Below are 16,094 nucleotides of genomic sequence, written 5' to 3' on the forward strand. Positions count from 1 at the left end.
CCGCTACCAGGCGACGTGCAGGGACGTCAGGCCGTGGACGATGTGCATGGTGCGGAAGACCGGGGCCGGCTCCGCCTCCCTGAGCGTGGGGAAGCGCTCCAGCAGGGCCGGGAAGGCGATGCGCATCTCCATCCGGGCCAGCGGGGCGCCCAGGCAGTGGTGCACGCCGTGACCGAAGGCCAGGTGGCCGGGCTCGCCGCGCGACAGGTCCAGCGTGTCCGGGTCGGCGGCCAGGCCGGGGTCGCGGTTGCCGGCCGGGAGCGCGCACACCACCAGCTCGCCGGGGCCGATCCGCCGCCCGGCGATCTCGACCTCCGTGGCGGTCAGCTTGAGCGTGCCGGAGTGCACGATGCTCAGCCAGCGCAGCAGTTCCTCGACGGCGGCGTCGATCCTGGCGGGCTCCTTGCGCAGCAGGTCGAGCTGGCCGGGGTGGCGCAGCAGGGCGAGCGTGCCCAGCGCGAGCATGTTGGAGGTGGTCTCGTGCCCGGCGAGCAGCAGCAGCCCGCCGATGCCGATCAGCTCGTCGTCGCTGAGGTCGTCGCCGTGCTCCCGCACCAGCGTGCCGATCAGGTCGTCGCCCGGCTCGGCCCGCTCGCGGGCGACCAGCCCGGCCATGTACGCGCGCGACTCCAGCCGGACCGCCAGCGCCTCCTCCGGCGGGGTCGACATGTCGAGCATGCGGCTGGTGCGCCGCTGGAAACCCTCCCGATCCTCGTACGGGACGCCGAGCAGCTCGCAGATGACCAGCGACGGGATCGGCAGCGCGAACGACCGGACCAGGTCGGCGGGCGGGCCGGCCGCCTCCATCGCGTCCAGGTGCTCGGCGACGATGCCGGCGATGCGCGGCTCCAGGCGGCGCATCCGGCGGATGGTGAACTCGGGCGCCAGCATCCGGCGTATCCGGGTGTGGTCGGGCGGGTTCAGCTGCAGCAGGTTGCCGGCGCGCAGGGTGGCGAGCTGCTCCTCCGACAGCTCCGGCGCTCCGGGCAACTGCGGCAGGCCGAAGAAGGCGATCGGGAAGCGCTCGGCGTCGCCCAGCACCTCGCGGATGTCGGCGTGGCGGGTGACCATCCAGGCGTCGACCCCGAACGGGGTACCGATCCTGCTGACGCCCTCCGCGCGCAGGGCGGACAGCTCGGGCGCGGGGCCGAAGCCGTCCCTGCGCATGTACATCGGCGGCTGCGTCGGCTCGCTCACGCGATCCCCCTGGAGGTGAGTATCCGGATGCCTCCACTGTGATCGATCCCGCGCCGCCTCGCCAGGGTTCAGCCCTCCTTGGGGACGATCACGCTCCAGGCCGCGGGGCGGAGCGTCCAGGCGCGGTGCGGGGCCGGCGGGAGGAGCTCGCCGTCGGCGTTGGCCGCGACCGGCTCGCCCTCGACGGTGATGCCCCTGCCCCTGACGGTGATCACGTCGGCGCGTTCCGGATGCCTGCCCCGGCGCAGCAGGACGCCGAAGGCCAGCCTGGCCAGCGGCGAGACCGCGTACGAGATCACCACGTCGGCCAGGCCGTCGTCGGGGCGGGCGTGCGGGGCGAGCGGGGTGCCGCCGCCGATCGAGACGCCGTTGCCGATCCCCACCATGAGCACCCGCCGCCGCCCGTCGGTGACCGGCTCGCCGTCCACCTTCACCCGCAGCCGCCACCCCTTGCTGCGCGCCCCGGCGACCAGCGCGCCCACCGCGTACGCGGCCCTGCGCAGCAAGGGCTTGAGCGCGGCCGCGTGCTCGGAGGCGTGCGCGCCGACGCCGACGTGCACGGCGTTCACCACGATGCCGCCCTCGTCGTCGACCAGCAGGTCCAGCGTCCGCTCCCGGCCGTCGGACAGCGCGCGGGCCGCCTCGCGCGCGTCGAGCGGGATGCCCAGCGCGCGGGCCAGGTCGTTGCCGGTGCCGAGCGGCACCAGCCCGATCGGGCGGGTGGCCAGCTCTCCCCTGGCCAGCAGCGCCGCCACGACGGCGTGCACGGTCCCGTCGCCGCCCAGCACCACCGGGACCCTGCCGGGATGCTCCGCCAGCGCGCGCTCGATGTCGCCCGGCCGCTCGACGTCGCACACCACCACGTCACCCGACAGGGCGTCCAGCACCTCCTCGCGCGCCGTCCCGTCGACGCCGCCGGCCGCCGCGTTGCCGATCACCACGAACCCGTGCTCCGCCATGGCCGATGAGGTGCCCGTGTTCGCCGGGAACTAACCGCTTCATCCGCCGGCGGGGTACTTCGCGATCACCTTGCCCGTCGGGTCGGCGGCCAGGTAGCCGCTGGCGTGGTACTCGTCGGAGACGTAGACCCGGATCGCGCCCGTCTCGTGGAAGGCGGCGTCGACGATGATGTAGCGGGTGGTGGGCTTCTTGACCCCGAGCTCCCTGTTCGCCCTGCGGATCAGGGCGGGCAGCGCGTCCCAGTTGTACTTCCGCAGGTCCACGATGGGTTTGCTGACCGTGGAGCCGGGGCCGTCCTTGGTGGCCACGCCGTCGCGGTAGGTGTACCGGTCGTAGACCGTCTTGCGGCCCTTGACCGGGGCGCCGGCGATCGCGTACGTGGGGTAGACGGTCAGGTCGACCACCTGGGTGCCGCCCATGACCGGCTTCAGGTCGGCGACGAGGCGGCGCATCCCTGCGGGGGTGAGCAGGTTGACGGGCTCGCGCTCCTCGGTCTCCGCCGGGGTCGGTTCCGTGCCGGTCTCCGCCGGGGTCGGTTCCGTGCTGGTCTCCGCCGAGGTCCGTTCCGTGGCCGGGGTCTCTTCGGCGGCACTCGTCCGTCTGTCGGCGGCGGGGCTCTCGGCGGCACCGCCGCGATGGCCGGGCGGCAACACCCACACCACGACCGCCGCCACCGACACCGCCGCAACCCCGGCGACGATCGACGTCGTCACCTGACTCCTGCGCCGGGACGCCCTGGTGGGCGCGGTCACCGAGGGCGGCTCGGTGTTCCACTGCGGGCCGGACGGCCTGGCCGAGCCGGGATACGCGTGCCCACCGGGCGCGCCGTGATACCCGGGCGCGCCCGGATAACCGGGGGCGCCGTGCGAGCCGGGGTACGCGGGACCGGCGGGCCGGTGTGGGCCGGACGGAGGACCTGACAGCGGGCCGGACGGGGGACCTGACAGCGGGCCGGACGGCGGGCCGGACGGCGGGCCGGACGGGGGACCTGACAGCGGGCCGGACGGTAAGCCTGACGGTGGGCCGGTCGGGGGTGGGCGGTGGGGTGGGTGGGCCAAGGGCGGGCCGGGGTGGGGGGAGAAGTTCTGGGGCGGGGCGTCGTGGGCGGCGAGCATGCGGTCCAGGGCGTCGGGGCCTGGCCTGGCGGCGGGGTCGCGGTTGAGCAGGGCGAACAGCACCGGGGTCAGGCCGCCCGCCCGCTCCGGCGCCGGCACCTCCTGGTTGAGCACCGCGGCCAGGGTGGCCAGCGGAGTGGCGCGCCGCAGGGGGTGGCGACCCTCGACGGCCACGTACAGGAGCATGCCGAGCGACCACAGGTCGGAGGCGGGGTCGCCCTCGTGGCCGTTGATGCGCTCGGGCGCCATGTACTCGGGCGAGCCGATGAACGAGCCGGTCGCGGTCAGCCCGGGCGACTCCCGCACGGCGGCGATGCCGAAGTCGGTGAGGACCGAGCGCCCGTCGGGGCGGAGCAGGACGTTTCCCGGCTTGACGTCACGGTGCAGGATGCCGACGGCGTGCGCGGCGCGTAACGCGGACAGCACCTCACGCCCCAGCCGGGCCGTCTCCGCCGGGGCCATCGGCCCGTCGGACAGCCGGTCCTGCAGCGAGCCGCCGGTCACCAGCTCCATGACCAGCCAGGGGAAGCCGTCCTCGCCGGTGTCGACGATGTGGTGGATGGTGACGACGTGCGGGTGGTTGAGCCGGGCCAGGGCGCGGGCCTCGCGCAGCACCCTGGCGCGCAGCTCGCGGTCCCGGGCGGGGTCGGGGTCGCCCAGGGCGGGGTCGGGCGGCCGCACTTCCTTGAGCGCGACCTCCCGGTGCAGCGCCTGGTCCCAGGCCCGCCACACCAGCCCCATGCCCCCGCCGCCGAGCCGCTCCACGAGCTCGAATCGGCCGTCGATCACCCGATTCACCATGCGCAGCAGCGTACGGCCTCAGCGGGCGCCGGTTCTCTTCACCTGTCGCCTGACCTTGTCACCCGTACGGTGTCAGGCGCCGGGTGCGCCGAACCCGGCGCCCGGCCGCGGCCGTCAGTCGTCGTCGACCATGCCGCGCAGCAGCAGGCCGATGCCGAGGCTCTCCATCAGCGACTGCCCGTTCGGCTGCACGTAGACCTGCGAGTACTGGTACGGCTGCACCTGAGCCTGGGCCCGCTGCTGCCCCCGGCCCTGCCACTGGACCTGCGGCTGGACCTGGACCTGCTGCTGAACCTCAGGCTGGTTCTGCGCCTCGGGCTGCGGCTGGGCCTGGGGCTCGGGCTGCGGCTGGGCGTCGGCGCCCGGCGCGGCCGGGGCCGGGGTCGGGTCGTCGGACAGGGCCTGCGAAGCGGACCCGGCCTGCGGGCCGGGCTGCGGCTGGACGGCCGTGGTGCCGGGCAGCATCGACGGGTCGCCGACGCAGACCGAGGCGGTGCCCGACGACCGCTCGATGAGATCCCTGACGCCGAGGGCGTCGAGCATCGGCCAGTTCGGCGACCAGCCGGGGCCCACCCGGTACCTGATGCAGTTCTCCTCCTCGTTGTCGGCCGTCCGCGCGACGTGGCCGTCGGCGCCCGACTGGCAGGCGAGCTGGCCGAGCAGCGCCTTGGCGCCCGACTCGTCCAGCACTGGTGCCGCCGGGCCCGGCTGGACCACCTGGACCAGCTTCTCGACGAACCGCTGGGTCTCCGCGGTGTGGGCCGGAGCGGTCACGCCGCCCACGGAGCCGGATTTCGGGACGGAGCCGGCGCACTGGCCGGCGTCCTCGGCTGCCGCGGGACCCGCCACCAGCAGCACGCTGGTGGCGGCGGTGGCTAGTGCGGTCATGGCGTACTTGTACATGCATCCCCCTGCGGGCGGTGATGTGATCATCCGAAGTGATCAGTACCCATAGTGAGGGATTGGCTACTTAATGTTTGAATCTACTGATCTTTACTCGGGGTTCTTCCGGACGATCTCCGCGTTCAGGGCGGTGGCGAACGCCGTCCACGTCGCGTACGGGACCAGGAGCAGCCCCGCGGTGCGGTCGGCGCGCATGGCCTTGCGCACGAGCAGCACGTTGGCGGCGTTGAGCGCGACGATCTCCGCCAACGCCAGGCGCGGCGAGCGGACGCCGAAGAACAGCGCCGGCCAGGCGGCGTTCAGCGCCAGGTTGGCGGCCAGCGTGCGGCCGAGGGCGGCGCGCTCGTCGCCCGCCCGGTCCAGGGCGCGGGCGCCGCCGTAGGCGATGAGCGCGTACAGCGGGTTCCACACCAGCGGGAAGGCGGCCGGTGGCGGCTGCCAGGAGGGCTTGTCGAGCTTCTGGAACCAGGGCCGCCCCGATCTGGTGGCGATCCCGCCCAGGGCGGCCGCGGCGGCGGTGCCGAGCGCCGTGGCCAGCAGTGTCTTCTTCATGACGGTCGCCCCTGCCCCGTCAGCGTGGCGGCTCACCCGCGGGGTTGACACGCGGGCGGTGACGGTCTTGTCTGCAAAGGGGATTACCAGGCACGGGGCGGGGCGCGTGCGGTTCCAGAGGGAGCTTCGCATGGCTGCTGTCCGCCGGTTCGCGCTCGCCCTGGTCGTCGCCGCCTCGCTGGCCGGGGTGCCGCCGCTGCCCGCGCACGCCGCCCCCGCGCCCGGCGGGCCCGGCTCGGCGTCCCACTTCGGGCTCGCGCGCAAGGACTGCGTCGGCACGTCCGCGGGCCGCGAGTCCAAGGTCTGGTTCACGGTGGCGGGCGGCGTGCTGTCGGACGTGTACGAGCCCACCATCGACAACACGAACGTGGAGACCATGCGGTTCGCGGTCACCGACGGCCGCACGTTCACCGAGCTGCAGTCCCGCGACACGACTTATGAGGTGACCACCAGCCGTTCCGGCATGGCCTGCACCGTCACCGCCACGAGCAGGGCCGGCCGCTACCGGCTGACCACCACGTACGTCACCGACCCGGACCGGGACGCCGTCGTGGTCAGCGCCCGGCTGCGGCCCGCGAACCTGCGGCTGTACGCGCTGCTGGACGCGAGCGTGAACGGCAACGGCGGCGGCGGGACCGCGAACGGCGGCGCCGACAGCGGCACGGTCGACGCCGCCACCGGCGCGCCGGTGGTCTCCGACGTGAACACGGTGACATCCGCGCCCGGCCGCGACTACGCCGTGCCCACCCACCTGGCCCTGCGCGCCGAGCGGCGGCTGCCGGAGGCGAGCGTCGGCTACGCGGGCACCGGGAGCGACGGCGCCGTCCAGCTCGACGGCGCACGCTCGCTCACCCCGTACACCGCCGCCCCGGACGGCAACGTGGTGGCCGCGGCCCGGCTGCCGCTCGACCGGTCGGGCGAGGTGACGTTCGCGCTCGGCTTCGGCCGCACCAAGGCCGCCGCGCTGCGCACCGCGGGCGACGCGGCCGGGCGTCCCTTCGCGGCGACGCTGGCCCGGTACGAGGCGGGCTGGACGGTCTACGACGCCGGGCTGCGGCGCCCGCCGGGACAGCTGGCCGACCGCTACCGGCTGTCGGCGAACGTGCTCAAGGCCAGCGAGGACAAGACGTTCCCGGGCGCGGTCGTCGCCTCGCTGGGCAGCCCGTGGGGGCAGGCCGTCGACGCGGGCGCCGTGGTGGGCGGCCGGGCCGTCTACTTCGGCTCGTACCGCCAGGTGTTCGCCCGCGACGCGTACGAGACGTTCACCGGGTTCCTCACCGCCGGGGACCTGGCCACGGCGCGGGCCGTGACCCGCTTCCTGTTCGAGCGCCAGCAGCTGCCCGACGGCCGGATGCCGCGCAACTCGCTGATCAACGGGAGGCTCGCCCCCGACTCGGGCGGCGACCAGCTCGACGAGACGGCGTTCCCGATCCTCATGGCCTACCAGGCGGGGCTCTCCGGCGACCGGAAGCTGTGGCCCCGGGTGCGGGCGGCGGCCGACTTCGTGGTCGCGCACGGGCCGGCGTTCGGCGTGGAGCGGTGGGAGGAGCAGTCGGGCCACTCGCCGTCCACGATCGCCTCCCAGATCGCCGGGCTGGTCGCCGCCGGGGAGATCGCCTCCCGGCAGGACGACCCGGCCAGGGCCAGGCTCTACCGGGCGACCGCCGACCACTTCGCCCGCTCGGTCAAGGGCTGGACCGTGACCACGACGGGCCCGTACGCGGACCGCTACTTCCTGCGGCTGTCGCGCCACGGCGACCCGGACGCCGCCGACTCCTACAACCTGGGCAACGGCGCGCCGACCGAGGACCAGCGGCGGGTCGTCGACGCGGGCTTCCTGGAGCTGACCAGGCTCGGCGTCCTGCCGCCCGGCGACCCGGACGTGCTGGCCAGCCTCCAGGTGGTGGACCGGGTCATCCGGCGGACCACGCCGAACGGCCCCGGCTGGTACCGGTACGGCTCCGGCACAGAGGGCACCGAGGACGGCTACGGCGACTGCTACGAACCCGACCCGACCGCCTGCGCGCCCACCGGCAGCCCGTGGCCCACCACGAACACCGGCTCCGGCCACCTGTGGCCCGTCCTGTCCGGCGAGCGCGCCGAGCACGCGCTGCAGACCGGCGACCGGGCCGCCGCCGGATCGCTGCTGGACGCCATGCACGCCATGGCGTCCGGCACCGGCCTCGTCCCCGAGCAGACGTGGGAGAACCCCGCGCTGCCCGCCTCCCCGTACGGGTCCGACCCGGCGACCGCCTCCATCGGCTTCACAGCCGGCGGGCCCGCGGGTTCGGCCTCGCCGCTGACCTGGGCGCAGGCCCAGGAGCTGCGGCTGATCCTGTCGCTGGCCGAGGGCCGCCCGCTGGAGCAGCCCGAGGTGGTCCGCCGCCGCTACGCCGACCGCGGCATGCCGGGAACCGTCCCGCTCACGGTCACCGCCCCCGAGGACGGCGCGACCCCCTCCGGCACCTCCGTCACCGTCACCGGCACCACCGCGCCGGGAGCGCGGGTCGACGTCGCCGCCACCCCGGTCGACACGGGCGCCCCCGCCCGCCTGGTGTCGGTACGGGCCCGTACGGACGGCTCGTTCACCGCCGCGGCGCCGGTCTCGTTCGGCGAGGTCGCGCTGGTCGTCACGGCGACCGCGGACGACCGCACCGCCTACGCCCGCCGCTCGGTCGTCGGCGACATCACCGGGGCCACGACCGTGCTCGACGTGACCGACCCGGACGGCGACGACCACGGGCCCGGCACGTACGCCTACCCGACCTCGCCCGACTTCCACGACGGCGCGTTCGACCTGCGCCGCTTCCAGGTGATCACCGACGAGACCACCGTCTACCTCCGGGCCGAGGTACGCGACCTCACCCCGACCTTCGGCAACCAGATGGGCGCCCAGCTGCTCGACGTCTACGTCCAGGACCCGCAGGTGGCCGAGCGGTCGGCCGAGGCCGCGTTCCCGCAGCGCAACCACCGCCTCGCCGACCCGTGGACGCAGCGGGTGGAGGCGCAGGGGTTCGCCGCGCCCGTGTGGGTGACGGCCGGCGGGACCGCGCTGCCGGGCGCCGCGGTGCGCGCCTCGGGCGCCACCAGGACGATCACCGTCGCGCTGCCCCGGGCGTCGTTCGGCACGCCGGGCCCCGGCTGGCGCTTCGCCGTCGTGCTCACCGGTCAGGACGGCTTCAGCGCCGACCAGGCCAGAGGCTTCGCCCCCACGCCGCAGCCGTTCCAGTTCGGCGTGTGCGCGCCCGGCGGCGCCGAGCCCATCTGCTCGTCCGCCCCTGGCGCGGTGCCGAAGGCGCTCGACGTCGTCCTGCCGGCGGGCGTCTCCCAGGCCGACGTGCTGAACCCGCTGCCCGGCCCGGTGACCATCCTCGCCGTCCCCGTACCCTGAGGGGGTCCTGACATGGCCGTCCACGAGCTCCGCATCGACCCGAACCGCACCCTCGCCGAGGAGCCGGCCACCGGCCACAACCGGTGGCATCCCGACATCCCGCCCATCCTGCGTGTCCAGCCGGGAGACGAGGTCGTCATGGAGACCCGCGACGCCTTCGACGGCCAGATGGGCCCCGGCGCCACCCTGAAGACCGTCGGCTCCCCCGACCTCGACGTCGTCCACCCGCTCACCGGCCCCGTCTACATCGACGGCGCCCAGCCGGGCGACCTGCTGGAGATCGAGATCCTGGAGGTCGTGCCCGGCACCTACGGCTACACGGTGCAGGTGCCCGGCTTCGGCTTCCTCCGCGACGTGTTCCCCGACCCGTACATCGTGCGCTGGCACCTGTCGGACGGCTGGGCGTACTCCCCCGGCCTGCCGGGCGTCCGCATCCCCGCCGCGCCCTTCATGGGCACCATCGGCCTGTCCCCCGGTCACCAGAGCCTCGCCAGGACCACCGCCCGCGAGCAGGCGTCGATGGAGCGCGGCGGCTTCGTCCTCCCGCCGTCGGCCGACGGCGCCGTCCCCCGCGACCCGGCCATCGCCACCCGCGCCCTGCGCACCATCCCGCCCCGCGAGCAGGCGGGCAACGTCGACATCAAGCAGCTCGGCGCGGGCAGCCGCCTCTACATCCCGGTGGACACACCCGGCGCCCTCTTCTCCGCCGGCGACGCCCACTACGCCCAGGGCGACAGCGAGACCTGCGGCACCGCCATCGAGATGCGCGCCACCCTGCGCGTCCGCTTCACCGTCCACACCGGCGAGGCCGCGGCCAAGGGCATCCGCGGGCCCCGGTTCGCCCGCTCGGACTACTGGGTCGCGGCCCCCTTCGCCGCCCCGCGCTCCTTCTACGCCACCACCGGCATGTCGGTCAGCCGGGACGGCGAGGTGGCCGCCGAAGACCTCACCCTGGCGGCGCGCAACGCCCTCTTGGACATGATCGACCACCTCGGGGAGCGGGGATTCGACAGGCAGCAGGCGTACGCGATCTGCAGCGTGGCGGTGGACCTGCGGGTCAGCCAGCTCGTGGACGTGCCCAGTTTCCTGGTGTCGGCGCTGCTGCCGGAGGACATCTTCTCGGGTCGGTGATCTCCGCGCTCAACGGCGGCGAGGGAAGCGCCGTCCGCCTTTTAGCCATACAGGTAAGACCGTGACAGTGCTCACCGGCTCTCCTCGCCGTGACGGCCCGTTCCCGGGGTCCCGGACAGGCCGGAACCCACCGTGGAAAGGGTGGGTCCCGGAGGGTCGTCAGCCCTGCTGCTGGTCGGACTGGTCCTCGCCCTCGCCCTTGCCGCCGCCGTAGCGGCGCTGCGCGGCGTCCACGCTCTTGCCTATCTGCTCGTCGTACTTGCCGCCGGTCTTCTCGCTGGCGGCCTGCTCTCCGCGCTCGAGGATCTCGTCGGCCTTGTCCGGGTTCTTCTTGGCCAGGTCTTCGGCCTTCTTGGCCCAGTCGCCCATGCCGCTCATCATCAGTCCCCCTTTCCGATGACTCCGTGTCCCCTTACCCGTCAACCGGACGAGGGAACGGCCTCCCCCACCGGCGCGGATCCTGAAAGTTACAGCGCTTCCCCGCCCATCCGCGCAGGTCACGCCCTTGCGGTGGCCGGCCGCCTTTCCGGGGCGGATCGGGCTCCTTACGATCTGCGGAGGCGACGACGGGAGCGGGCGATGGCGAGGGCGCGGGTCATCCTGGTGGCGGTGCTGGCGTTGGTGGCGGCGATGCTCGTGGCCGCGAACGGGACCGCGGCGGGCGCCGCCGCGACCCGGATCATGCCTCTCGGCGACTCGATCACCGGCTCCCCCGGCTGCTGGCGTGCGCTGCTGTGGAACCGGCTGCAGGACACCGGTTACCAGGACGTCGACTTCGTCGGCACCCTCCCTCCGCAGGGCTGCTCGGTCGCGTACGACGGCGACAACGAGGGGCACGGCGGCGCGCTCGTCACCAACGTGGCCCGCCAGAACCAGCTGCCGGGCTGGCTGGCGGCCACCAGGCCGGACGTCGTGCTGATGCACTTCGGCACGAACGACGTGTGGAGCAACGTCGCGCCCGCCACCATCCTCGGCGCGTTCACCACGCTGGTGGGTCAGATGCGGGCGAGCAACCCGGCGATGAGGATCCTGGTCGCGCAGATCATCCCGATGAACCCGAACACCTGCGGCGAGTGCGCGCAGCGGGTCGTGGCCTTCAACAACGCCATCCCGGCCTGGGCCGCGGGCATCTCCACCGCGCAGTCGCCGGTGGTGGTGGTCGACCAGTGGACGGGGTTCAGCACGAGCGCCGACACCTACGACGGGGTGCACCCGAACGCGGCGGGCGACCGCAAGATCGCCGACCGGTGGTACCCGGCGCTGGTGGACGTCCTGTCCGGCCCGCAGCCGACGGTCACGCCCACCGTCACGCCCACTGTTACCCCCACCGTCACGCCGCCGGGCGGCTGCACCGCCGTGTACCGGAACACGAACCAGTGGCAGGGCGGGTTCCAGGGCGAGGTGACGGTCACCAACACCGGCGCCGCCGCGACGAGCGGGTGGCGGGTGTCGTGGACGTTCGCCGACGGGCAGCGCGTCACCCAGATCTGGAACGGCACCCTGGCGGCCTCCGGCGCGAACGTGACCGTGACGCACGTCGGCTGGAACGCCCTCCTCTCCCCCGGCGGGTCGACGAGTTTCGGTTTCCTGGCGTCATGGAACGGCACGAATACCGCGCCCGCCCTTTCATGCTCGACAACCTGACATTTCTCGAAATGTCGCCCAGCATTTCTCGTACAACTTTCAACGTTGCGGAATCGTGACGACCACACTTCGGCGAAACTCGGCTGACCCTCGTCAGATCACGGTGAAACGACCGCTTAAAGGGAAAGCCGAGACACGATTCCGATGCCGAAAAACTGTAAAAATCGAGCGATAAAGGTCTTCACCGCCCTCCTGGCCTCGGTCGGGCTGGTGTATCTGGGCGTCACCGTCCTCGTGCGCGGCACGGACGCGGCCGACGAGGTCGCCGGTGTCATCGGCGGCTTCGTCGTGCTCCTCACCATGCTCGGCCTGCTCCGGGCCAGGGGCGAGCCACCGCCCCGGCGCGGCAAGGCCGCCCGCGGTGCGCGCCCGGAGGCCGTGGCAGGACCTCCGGTCAGCCTCACCAACACCGGCGCCCACGCGCTGATGACCGCGCTCGGCCTCCCGGCCCGCCCCTCGTGCGACCGGCAGTCCGACGGTCCCGAGTGCGGGCGCCTCGTCAACGCCCGCCCTTTCGCCGCGCCCGCCGAACACGCCGCCGGCCCCTGCGCCGGGAAGGCCGGGCGCCCCGTGGTGGTGGTCGTGCTCAACCGCGCGGAGCCCCGCCTCTGACGGACGCGGGAAGACCGGGCCCCGGTGGCGGGGCCCGGTCAGGGAGGGTGCGGGTCAGATCGGCCCATTGCCCGGCGGCGGAGTACCTCAGGAATTAATCCCAATAAAAACGGATAAATGAACACCCTCTCGTTCACAGAGAAGATAACGGCGTCCAGCCGTACCCTCATCGAAAAAAGGGCCGACGGGGGCGTCCGGACCGGCCGTCAGCCCCACACCTCCCGGGCGGTCTCCGCGATCAGCGCCAGCTTGGCGAACTGCTGGTCGGACGTGAGCACGTTGCCCTCCACCGTCGAGGAGAAGCCGCACTGCGGCGAGAGGCAGATCTGGTCGAGGTCGACGAACTTGGCGGCCTCGTCGATGCGGCGCTTGAGGGTGTCCTTCGACTCCAGTTCGCCACGCTTGGTGGTGACGAGCCCGAGGACCACCATCTTGCCCGGCGGCACGAACCGCAGCGGCTCGAAGCCGCCCGAGCGCTCGTCGTCGAACTCCAGGAAGAACCCGTCGACGGCCAGCTCGGAGAAGAGCGCCTCGGCCACGAAGTCGTAGCCCCCGGCGGCGGCCCACGAGGAGCGGAAGTTGCCGCGGCACATGTGGGTGGTGATGGTCATGCCCTCGGGCTTGGCGGCGAGCGCGGCGTTGATCTGCTTGATGTAGCGCAGGTGCATGTGATCGGCGTCGTCACCGCGTCCGGCCAGTTCGGCGCGCTGGGCGGGGTCGTTCAGATAGGCCAGGCTGGTGTCGTCGAACTGCAGGTAGGTGCAGCCCAGCTCGCCGATGCGGCGCACCTGCTCGGCGTAGGCGGCGCTGAGGTCGGCCCAGAACTCCTCCACGTCCGGGTAGACGTCCGGGTCGATGGCGGCGGGCCCGCCGCGGTAGTGGACCATGCTGGGCGACGGGATGGTCAGCTTGGGCACCGCGGTGGTGACGGTGTCGCGCAGGAACGCGAAGTCTCCGGCGAAGATCGGCTCCTCCAGCCGGATCCTGTCGTGCACGCGCAGGGCGGCGGGGGTGAACTCGATGTCGCCCCGCTCGTTGTGGAAGCGGACCGTGATGTGCTCGTCCGAGGCCTGGCCGATGCCGCCGAGCCGGTAGATGAAGTCCATGTGCCAGGAGGCGCGCCGGAACTCGCCGTCGGTGGCCGACTGCAGGCCGATCTCCTCCTGCCTGCGCACGACCTCGCGGATCGCCTCGTCCTCGATCTCGCGCAGCGCCTCCCCGGACAGGGTCTCCCTGGCTTGGAGCAGCCGCTGGGGTCGCAGCAGGCTGCCGACGTGGTCCGCGCGGAACGGCGGTGAGGTGCGCATGCGGGGTCATCTCCTCGTGTCACGGGGATCGGGCGAGCCGGAGCCGGCCTCGCCGTAAAGGGCTCTGATCCGGGTCTTGAGCAGCTTGCCGGCCGCGTTCCTGGGCAGCTCGGGCACGAACTCCACGTGTTTCGGGATCTTGTAGCGGGCCAGCCGCCCGTACAGGTGGGCGATCAGCTCGTCGGCCCGCGCGCCCGCGCCGGGGCGGAGCACGACGAGGGCCTTGCCGACCTCGCCCCACTTGTCGTCGGGGACGCCGATGACGGCGACCTCGGCGACCGCGGGATGGCTGTAAAGGGCGCTCTCCACCTCCGCCGGGTAGACGTTCTCGCCGCCGGAGATGAACATGTCGCCGATCCGGTCGGAGATGCGCACGTACCCGTCCTCGTCGGCCACCCCGACGTCGCCGGAGCGGAACCAGCCGTCGTTCGACAGCACCTCGGCGGTCTCCTCGGGCCGCTTCCAGTAACCGGGCGTGACGTTCGGGCCCTGCACGTACACCTCGCCCGGACTGCCGGGCGCGGCGGGAGAGCCGTCGGGGGCGACCAGCTTGACGTCGGAGAAGAAGCACGGGACGCCGGCCGTGCCCGCCTTGGCGATCGACTGCTCGGCGGCCAGGAACAGCGCGCCGGGCGCGGTCTCGGTCATGCCGTAGCCCTGGAGGAACGTGAGCCCGCGGTCCTGGTAGAGGCGGATGAGCGGCTCGGGCACCGGGGCCCCGCCGCACAACAGGTGGCGCAGGCTCGTCAGGTCGGCGTGCGGCCAGCGGTCCGACTGGGCGAGGAAGGTGAACATGGCGGGCACGCCGAACATGACCGTGACGCGTTCGGCCTCGACGAGGTCGAAGGTGCGGCCGACGTCGAAGGACGGCTCCAGGACGACCCGGCCGCCCTTGAGCACGGTGGGGACGAGTGTCTGGGCGAGCGCGGCGATGTGGAACATCGGGGCGCTGATCAGCGTCACCTCGTCATGCCGGAAGGGCACGTCCACGAGCAGGTTGAAGGTGTTCCAGATGAGGTTGGCGTGGGTGAGCACGGCGCCCTTGGGCCGCCCGGTGGTGCCCGAGGTGTACATGATCAGGCACATGTCGTCCTGGGCCACGGGCTCGTCGAGCGGCATGGGGTCGCCCGAGGCCACCAGGTCCTCGTACTCCCCCGCCCCGATGTGCCGACCGGGCAGCCCGGCGCCGTCGTGGCCCTCGCCGAGCAGCAGGATCTCCGCGCCCGCGTCGCGCAGGACGTAGTCCAGCTCGGGCGCGGCCAGGCGGGTGTTGAGCGGCACGAAGACCGCGCCCAGCGCCCCGGCCGCGAAGAACGTCTCGACCAGCGCCGGGTGGTTGGCGCCCAGGTAGGCGATCCGGTCGCCGCGCCGCGCGCCGAGCGCGCGCAGCGCCGACGCGAGCCGGTCCACCCGCGTGGCCAGCTCGCGGTAGGTGCGCCGGTCATCCCGGTACGTGAGAGCCACCCCGTCGGGCGTCATCCGGGTCCTGCGTGCCGGCCACGAGCCCAGCCCCTGATTCCGCATCGCGCTCCTCGACGTTCTCGCCATCAAGTTAGGCCACTATGCAACGGCTGTCACGGTTCTGCCCAACATAGATCGGGAACGGTGTCGAGGAGTTCGTCGGCGATCGCCGTCGCCTCCGGCTTGAACCGCCGGTGCAGCGCGTGGCAGAGCCGCTGGGCCTTCTCGGCGGGCCAGTCGGGCGGCAGGTGGCGCAGCGGCAGCCGGGGGTCGGTCCTGATGATCTGCAGCCACTCGGTGAGCAGCAGCAGCGATCGGGCCAGGTCGTCCGGCGCGGCCGGCACCGGATCGGGCCGGTCCCACCGGCGCAGGAACCCCTCGTAGCGCCGGCCCAGCCCCGCCAGGTCGTAGGCGTCGGCGACCAGCGCCTGCATGTCGGTGGGATGCCGGGGCTCGGCGGAGAACACCTTCACGCCGCCCAGGTCGTCGATCAGGCCGGAGGCGTCGACCTCGCCTGGAGCGATCCACAGCCCGTTCTGCAACGGGCCGAACCCGGCCCAGATCAGCCGCGAGCGCAGTTCGTGCCGCTGCCGCTGCCACGACTCCGGCAGGGAGAAGCCGACCAGTGTCCACCGGTCGCCGGCGGCGTCGTTGACCACGCCGGTGTGCCAGATCCGCCGCTCGCCGTCCTTGAGCACCTCGGCGCTGGTCGGGGTGAGCCCGAAGTACATGCGCCGCCCCGCGCGCTGGCGGCGCAGCAGGCCGCGCCGGACCATCCGGGTGAGGGTGGACCGGGTGGCCTCCTCGGAGATGCCGACCCGGCCGAACGCCTCGATGAAGCTGCCGGAGAACACGCAGGAGCGTCGGCCGTACACGTGATCGCCGAGAAAGGTCAGGATCACCGATTGCGGCCGCACGCCGCCGTCCCGTTCCACCACAGCCCGCTCCGCCGCAATGTTAGGCATTGTCTTGACAGCCGTAATGTACCTGCCTACATTCGGGCCACTCCCACCAGGAGGT

Annotated in this window: 13 protein-coding genes; 4 read left to right on the forward strand and 9 right to left on the reverse strand. The window is 73.2% G+C overall.

Annotation, left to right across the window (positions count from 1 at the left end):
• Positions 1-3: 3 nt before the first annotated feature.
• From ACIBF7_RS22230 to ACIBF7_RS22250, 5 genes are all read right to left on the reverse strand, one after another.
• Positions 4-1,197, reverse strand: a complete 1,194-nt coding sequence (locus ACIBF7_RS22230) for a cytochrome P450 (RefSeq protein ID WP_397198025.1) — start codon at positions 1,195-1,197, stop codon at positions 4-6.
• A gap of 68 nt (positions 1,198-1,265) precedes the next feature.
• The gene (locus ACIBF7_RS22235; RefSeq protein WP_397198026.1) at positions 1,266-2,156 is read right to left on the reverse strand and encodes a diacylglycerol/lipid kinase family protein; all 891 of its coding nucleotides are present in this window, start codon (positions 2,154-2,156) and stop codon (positions 1,266-1,268) included.
• A 39-nt stretch (positions 2,157-2,195) separates the two neighbouring features.
• Positions 2,196-4,073, reverse strand: coding sequence for a protein kinase (locus ACIBF7_RS22240; RefSeq protein WP_397198028.1), 1,878 nt, complete (start codon positions 4,071-4,073; stop codon positions 2,196-2,198).
• Positions 4,074-4,187: 114 nt separating this feature from the next.
• Entirely contained in the window at positions 4,188-4,961 is a 774-nt protein-coding gene (locus ACIBF7_RS22245) for a hypothetical protein (RefSeq protein ID WP_397198029.1), read from the reverse strand.
• A gap of 105 nt (positions 4,962-5,066) precedes the next feature.
• Positions 5,067-5,528 carry a TspO/MBR family protein gene (locus ACIBF7_RS22250; RefSeq protein WP_397198030.1) on the reverse strand — a complete coding sequence of 154 codons (462 nt, stop codon included), beginning with the start codon at positions 5,526-5,528 and terminating at the stop codon, positions 5,067-5,069.
• 130 nt (positions 5,529-5,658) lie between these two features.
• Here ACIBF7_RS22250 and ACIBF7_RS22255 point away from each other — a divergent pair, with 130 nt between their 5' ends.
• Positions 5,659-8,919, forward strand: coding sequence for a glucodextranase DOMON-like domain-containing protein (locus ACIBF7_RS22255; protein ID WP_397198031.1), 3,261 nt, complete (start codon positions 5,659-5,661; stop codon positions 8,917-8,919).
• A 12-nt stretch (positions 8,920-8,931) separates the two neighbouring features.
• Positions 8,932-10,050, forward strand: a complete 1,119-nt coding sequence (locus ACIBF7_RS22260; RefSeq protein ID WP_397198032.1) for an acetamidase/formamidase family protein — start codon at positions 8,932-8,934, stop codon at positions 10,048-10,050.
• 159 nt (positions 10,051-10,209) lie between these two features.
• On the opposite strand, the gene ACIBF7_RS22265 is transcribed toward ACIBF7_RS22260, so the two are convergent.
• Positions 10,210-10,431, reverse strand: a complete 222-nt coding sequence (locus ACIBF7_RS22265) for an antitoxin (RefSeq protein ID WP_397198033.1) — start codon at positions 10,429-10,431, stop codon at positions 10,210-10,212.
• Positions 10,432-10,629: 198 nt separating this feature from the next.
• Here ACIBF7_RS22265 and ACIBF7_RS22270 point away from each other — a divergent pair, with 198 nt between their 5' ends.
• Positions 10,630-11,694 (forward strand): cellulose binding domain-containing protein, encoded by a 1,065-nt coding sequence (locus tag ACIBF7_RS22270; RefSeq protein ID WP_397198034.1) that lies wholly within the window; start codon positions 10,630-10,632, stop codon positions 11,692-11,694.
• Positions 11,695-11,838: 144 nt separating this feature from the next.
• Positions 11,839-12,306, forward strand: coding sequence for a hypothetical protein (locus ACIBF7_RS22275; protein WP_397198035.1), 468 nt, complete (start codon positions 11,839-11,841; stop codon positions 12,304-12,306).
• 206 nt (positions 12,307-12,512) lie between these two features.
• Here ACIBF7_RS22275 and ACIBF7_RS22280 read toward each other — a convergent pair whose 3' ends face one another.
• From ACIBF7_RS22280 to ACIBF7_RS22290, 3 genes are read right to left on the reverse strand one after another with little or no spacing between them, the layout of a single operon-like run.
• Positions 12,513-13,613, reverse strand: a complete 1,101-nt coding sequence (locus tag ACIBF7_RS22280) for a 5-methyltetrahydropteroyltriglutamate--homocysteine S-methyltransferase (RefSeq protein WP_148033286.1) — start codon at positions 13,611-13,613, stop codon at positions 12,513-12,515.
• A 6-nt stretch (positions 13,614-13,619) separates the two neighbouring features.
• A complete protein-coding gene (locus tag ACIBF7_RS22285; protein ID WP_397198036.1) occupies positions 13,620-15,137 on the reverse strand; it encodes a long-chain fatty acid--CoA ligase in 1,518 nt (505 codons plus the stop codon).
• A 50-nt stretch (positions 15,138-15,187) separates the two neighbouring features.
• Positions 15,188-16,012, reverse strand: coding sequence for a PaaX family transcriptional regulator C-terminal domain-containing protein (locus ACIBF7_RS22290; RefSeq protein WP_261808743.1), 825 nt, complete (start codon positions 16,010-16,012; stop codon positions 15,188-15,190).
• Between the last annotated feature and the right edge of the window lie 82 nt (positions 16,013-16,094).

The organism is Nonomuraea sp. NPDC050478 (assembly GCF_044458265.1).
GTDB lineage: Bacteria > Actinomycetota > Actinomycetes > Streptosporangiales > Streptosporangiaceae > Nonomuraea > Nonomuraea ferruginea.

Bases quoted from the DNA above. Each gene is read 5' to 3' on its own strand.
- ACIBF7_RS22250 (WP_397198030.1), bottom strand. From the start codon at position 5,528: ATGAAGAAGACACTGCTGGCCACGGCGCTCGGCACCGCCGCCGCGGCC.
- ACIBF7_RS22270 (WP_397198034.1), top strand. From the start codon at position 10,630: ATGGCGAGGGCGCGGGTCATCCTGGTGGCGGTGCTGGCGTTGGTGGCG.
- ACIBF7_RS22285 (WP_397198036.1), bottom strand. From the start codon at position 15,137: ATGCGGAATCAGGGGCTGGGCTCGTGGCCGGCACGCAGGACCCGGATG.
- ACIBF7_RS22280 (WP_148033286.1), bottom strand. From the start codon at position 13,613: ATGCGCACCTCACCGCCGTTCCGCGCGGACCACGTCGGCAGCCTGCTG.
- ACIBF7_RS22260 (WP_397198032.1), top strand. From the start codon at position 8,932: ATGGCCGTCCACGAGCTCCGCATCGACCCGAACCGCACCCTCGCCGAG.
- ACIBF7_RS22255 (WP_397198031.1), top strand. From the start codon at position 5,659: ATGGCTGCTGTCCGCCGGTTCGCGCTCGCCCTGGTCGTCGCCGCCTCG.
- ACIBF7_RS22275 (WP_397198035.1), top strand. From the start codon at position 11,839: ATGCCGAAAAACTGTAAAAATCGAGCGATAAAGGTCTTCACCGCCCTC.
- ACIBF7_RS22240 (WP_397198028.1), bottom strand. From the start codon at position 4,073: ATGGTGAATCGGGTGATCGACGGCCGATTCGAGCTCGTGGAGCGGCTC.
- ACIBF7_RS22265 (WP_397198033.1), bottom strand. From the start codon at position 10,431: ATGATGAGCGGCATGGGCGACTGGGCCAAGAAGGCCGAAGACCTGGCC.
- ACIBF7_RS22245 (WP_397198029.1), bottom strand. From the start codon at position 4,961: ATGACCGCACTAGCCACCGCCGCCACCAGCGTGCTGCTGGTGGCGGGT.
- ACIBF7_RS22235 (WP_397198026.1), bottom strand. From the start codon at position 2,156: ATGGCGGAGCACGGGTTCGTGGTGATCGGCAACGCGGCGGCCGGCGGC.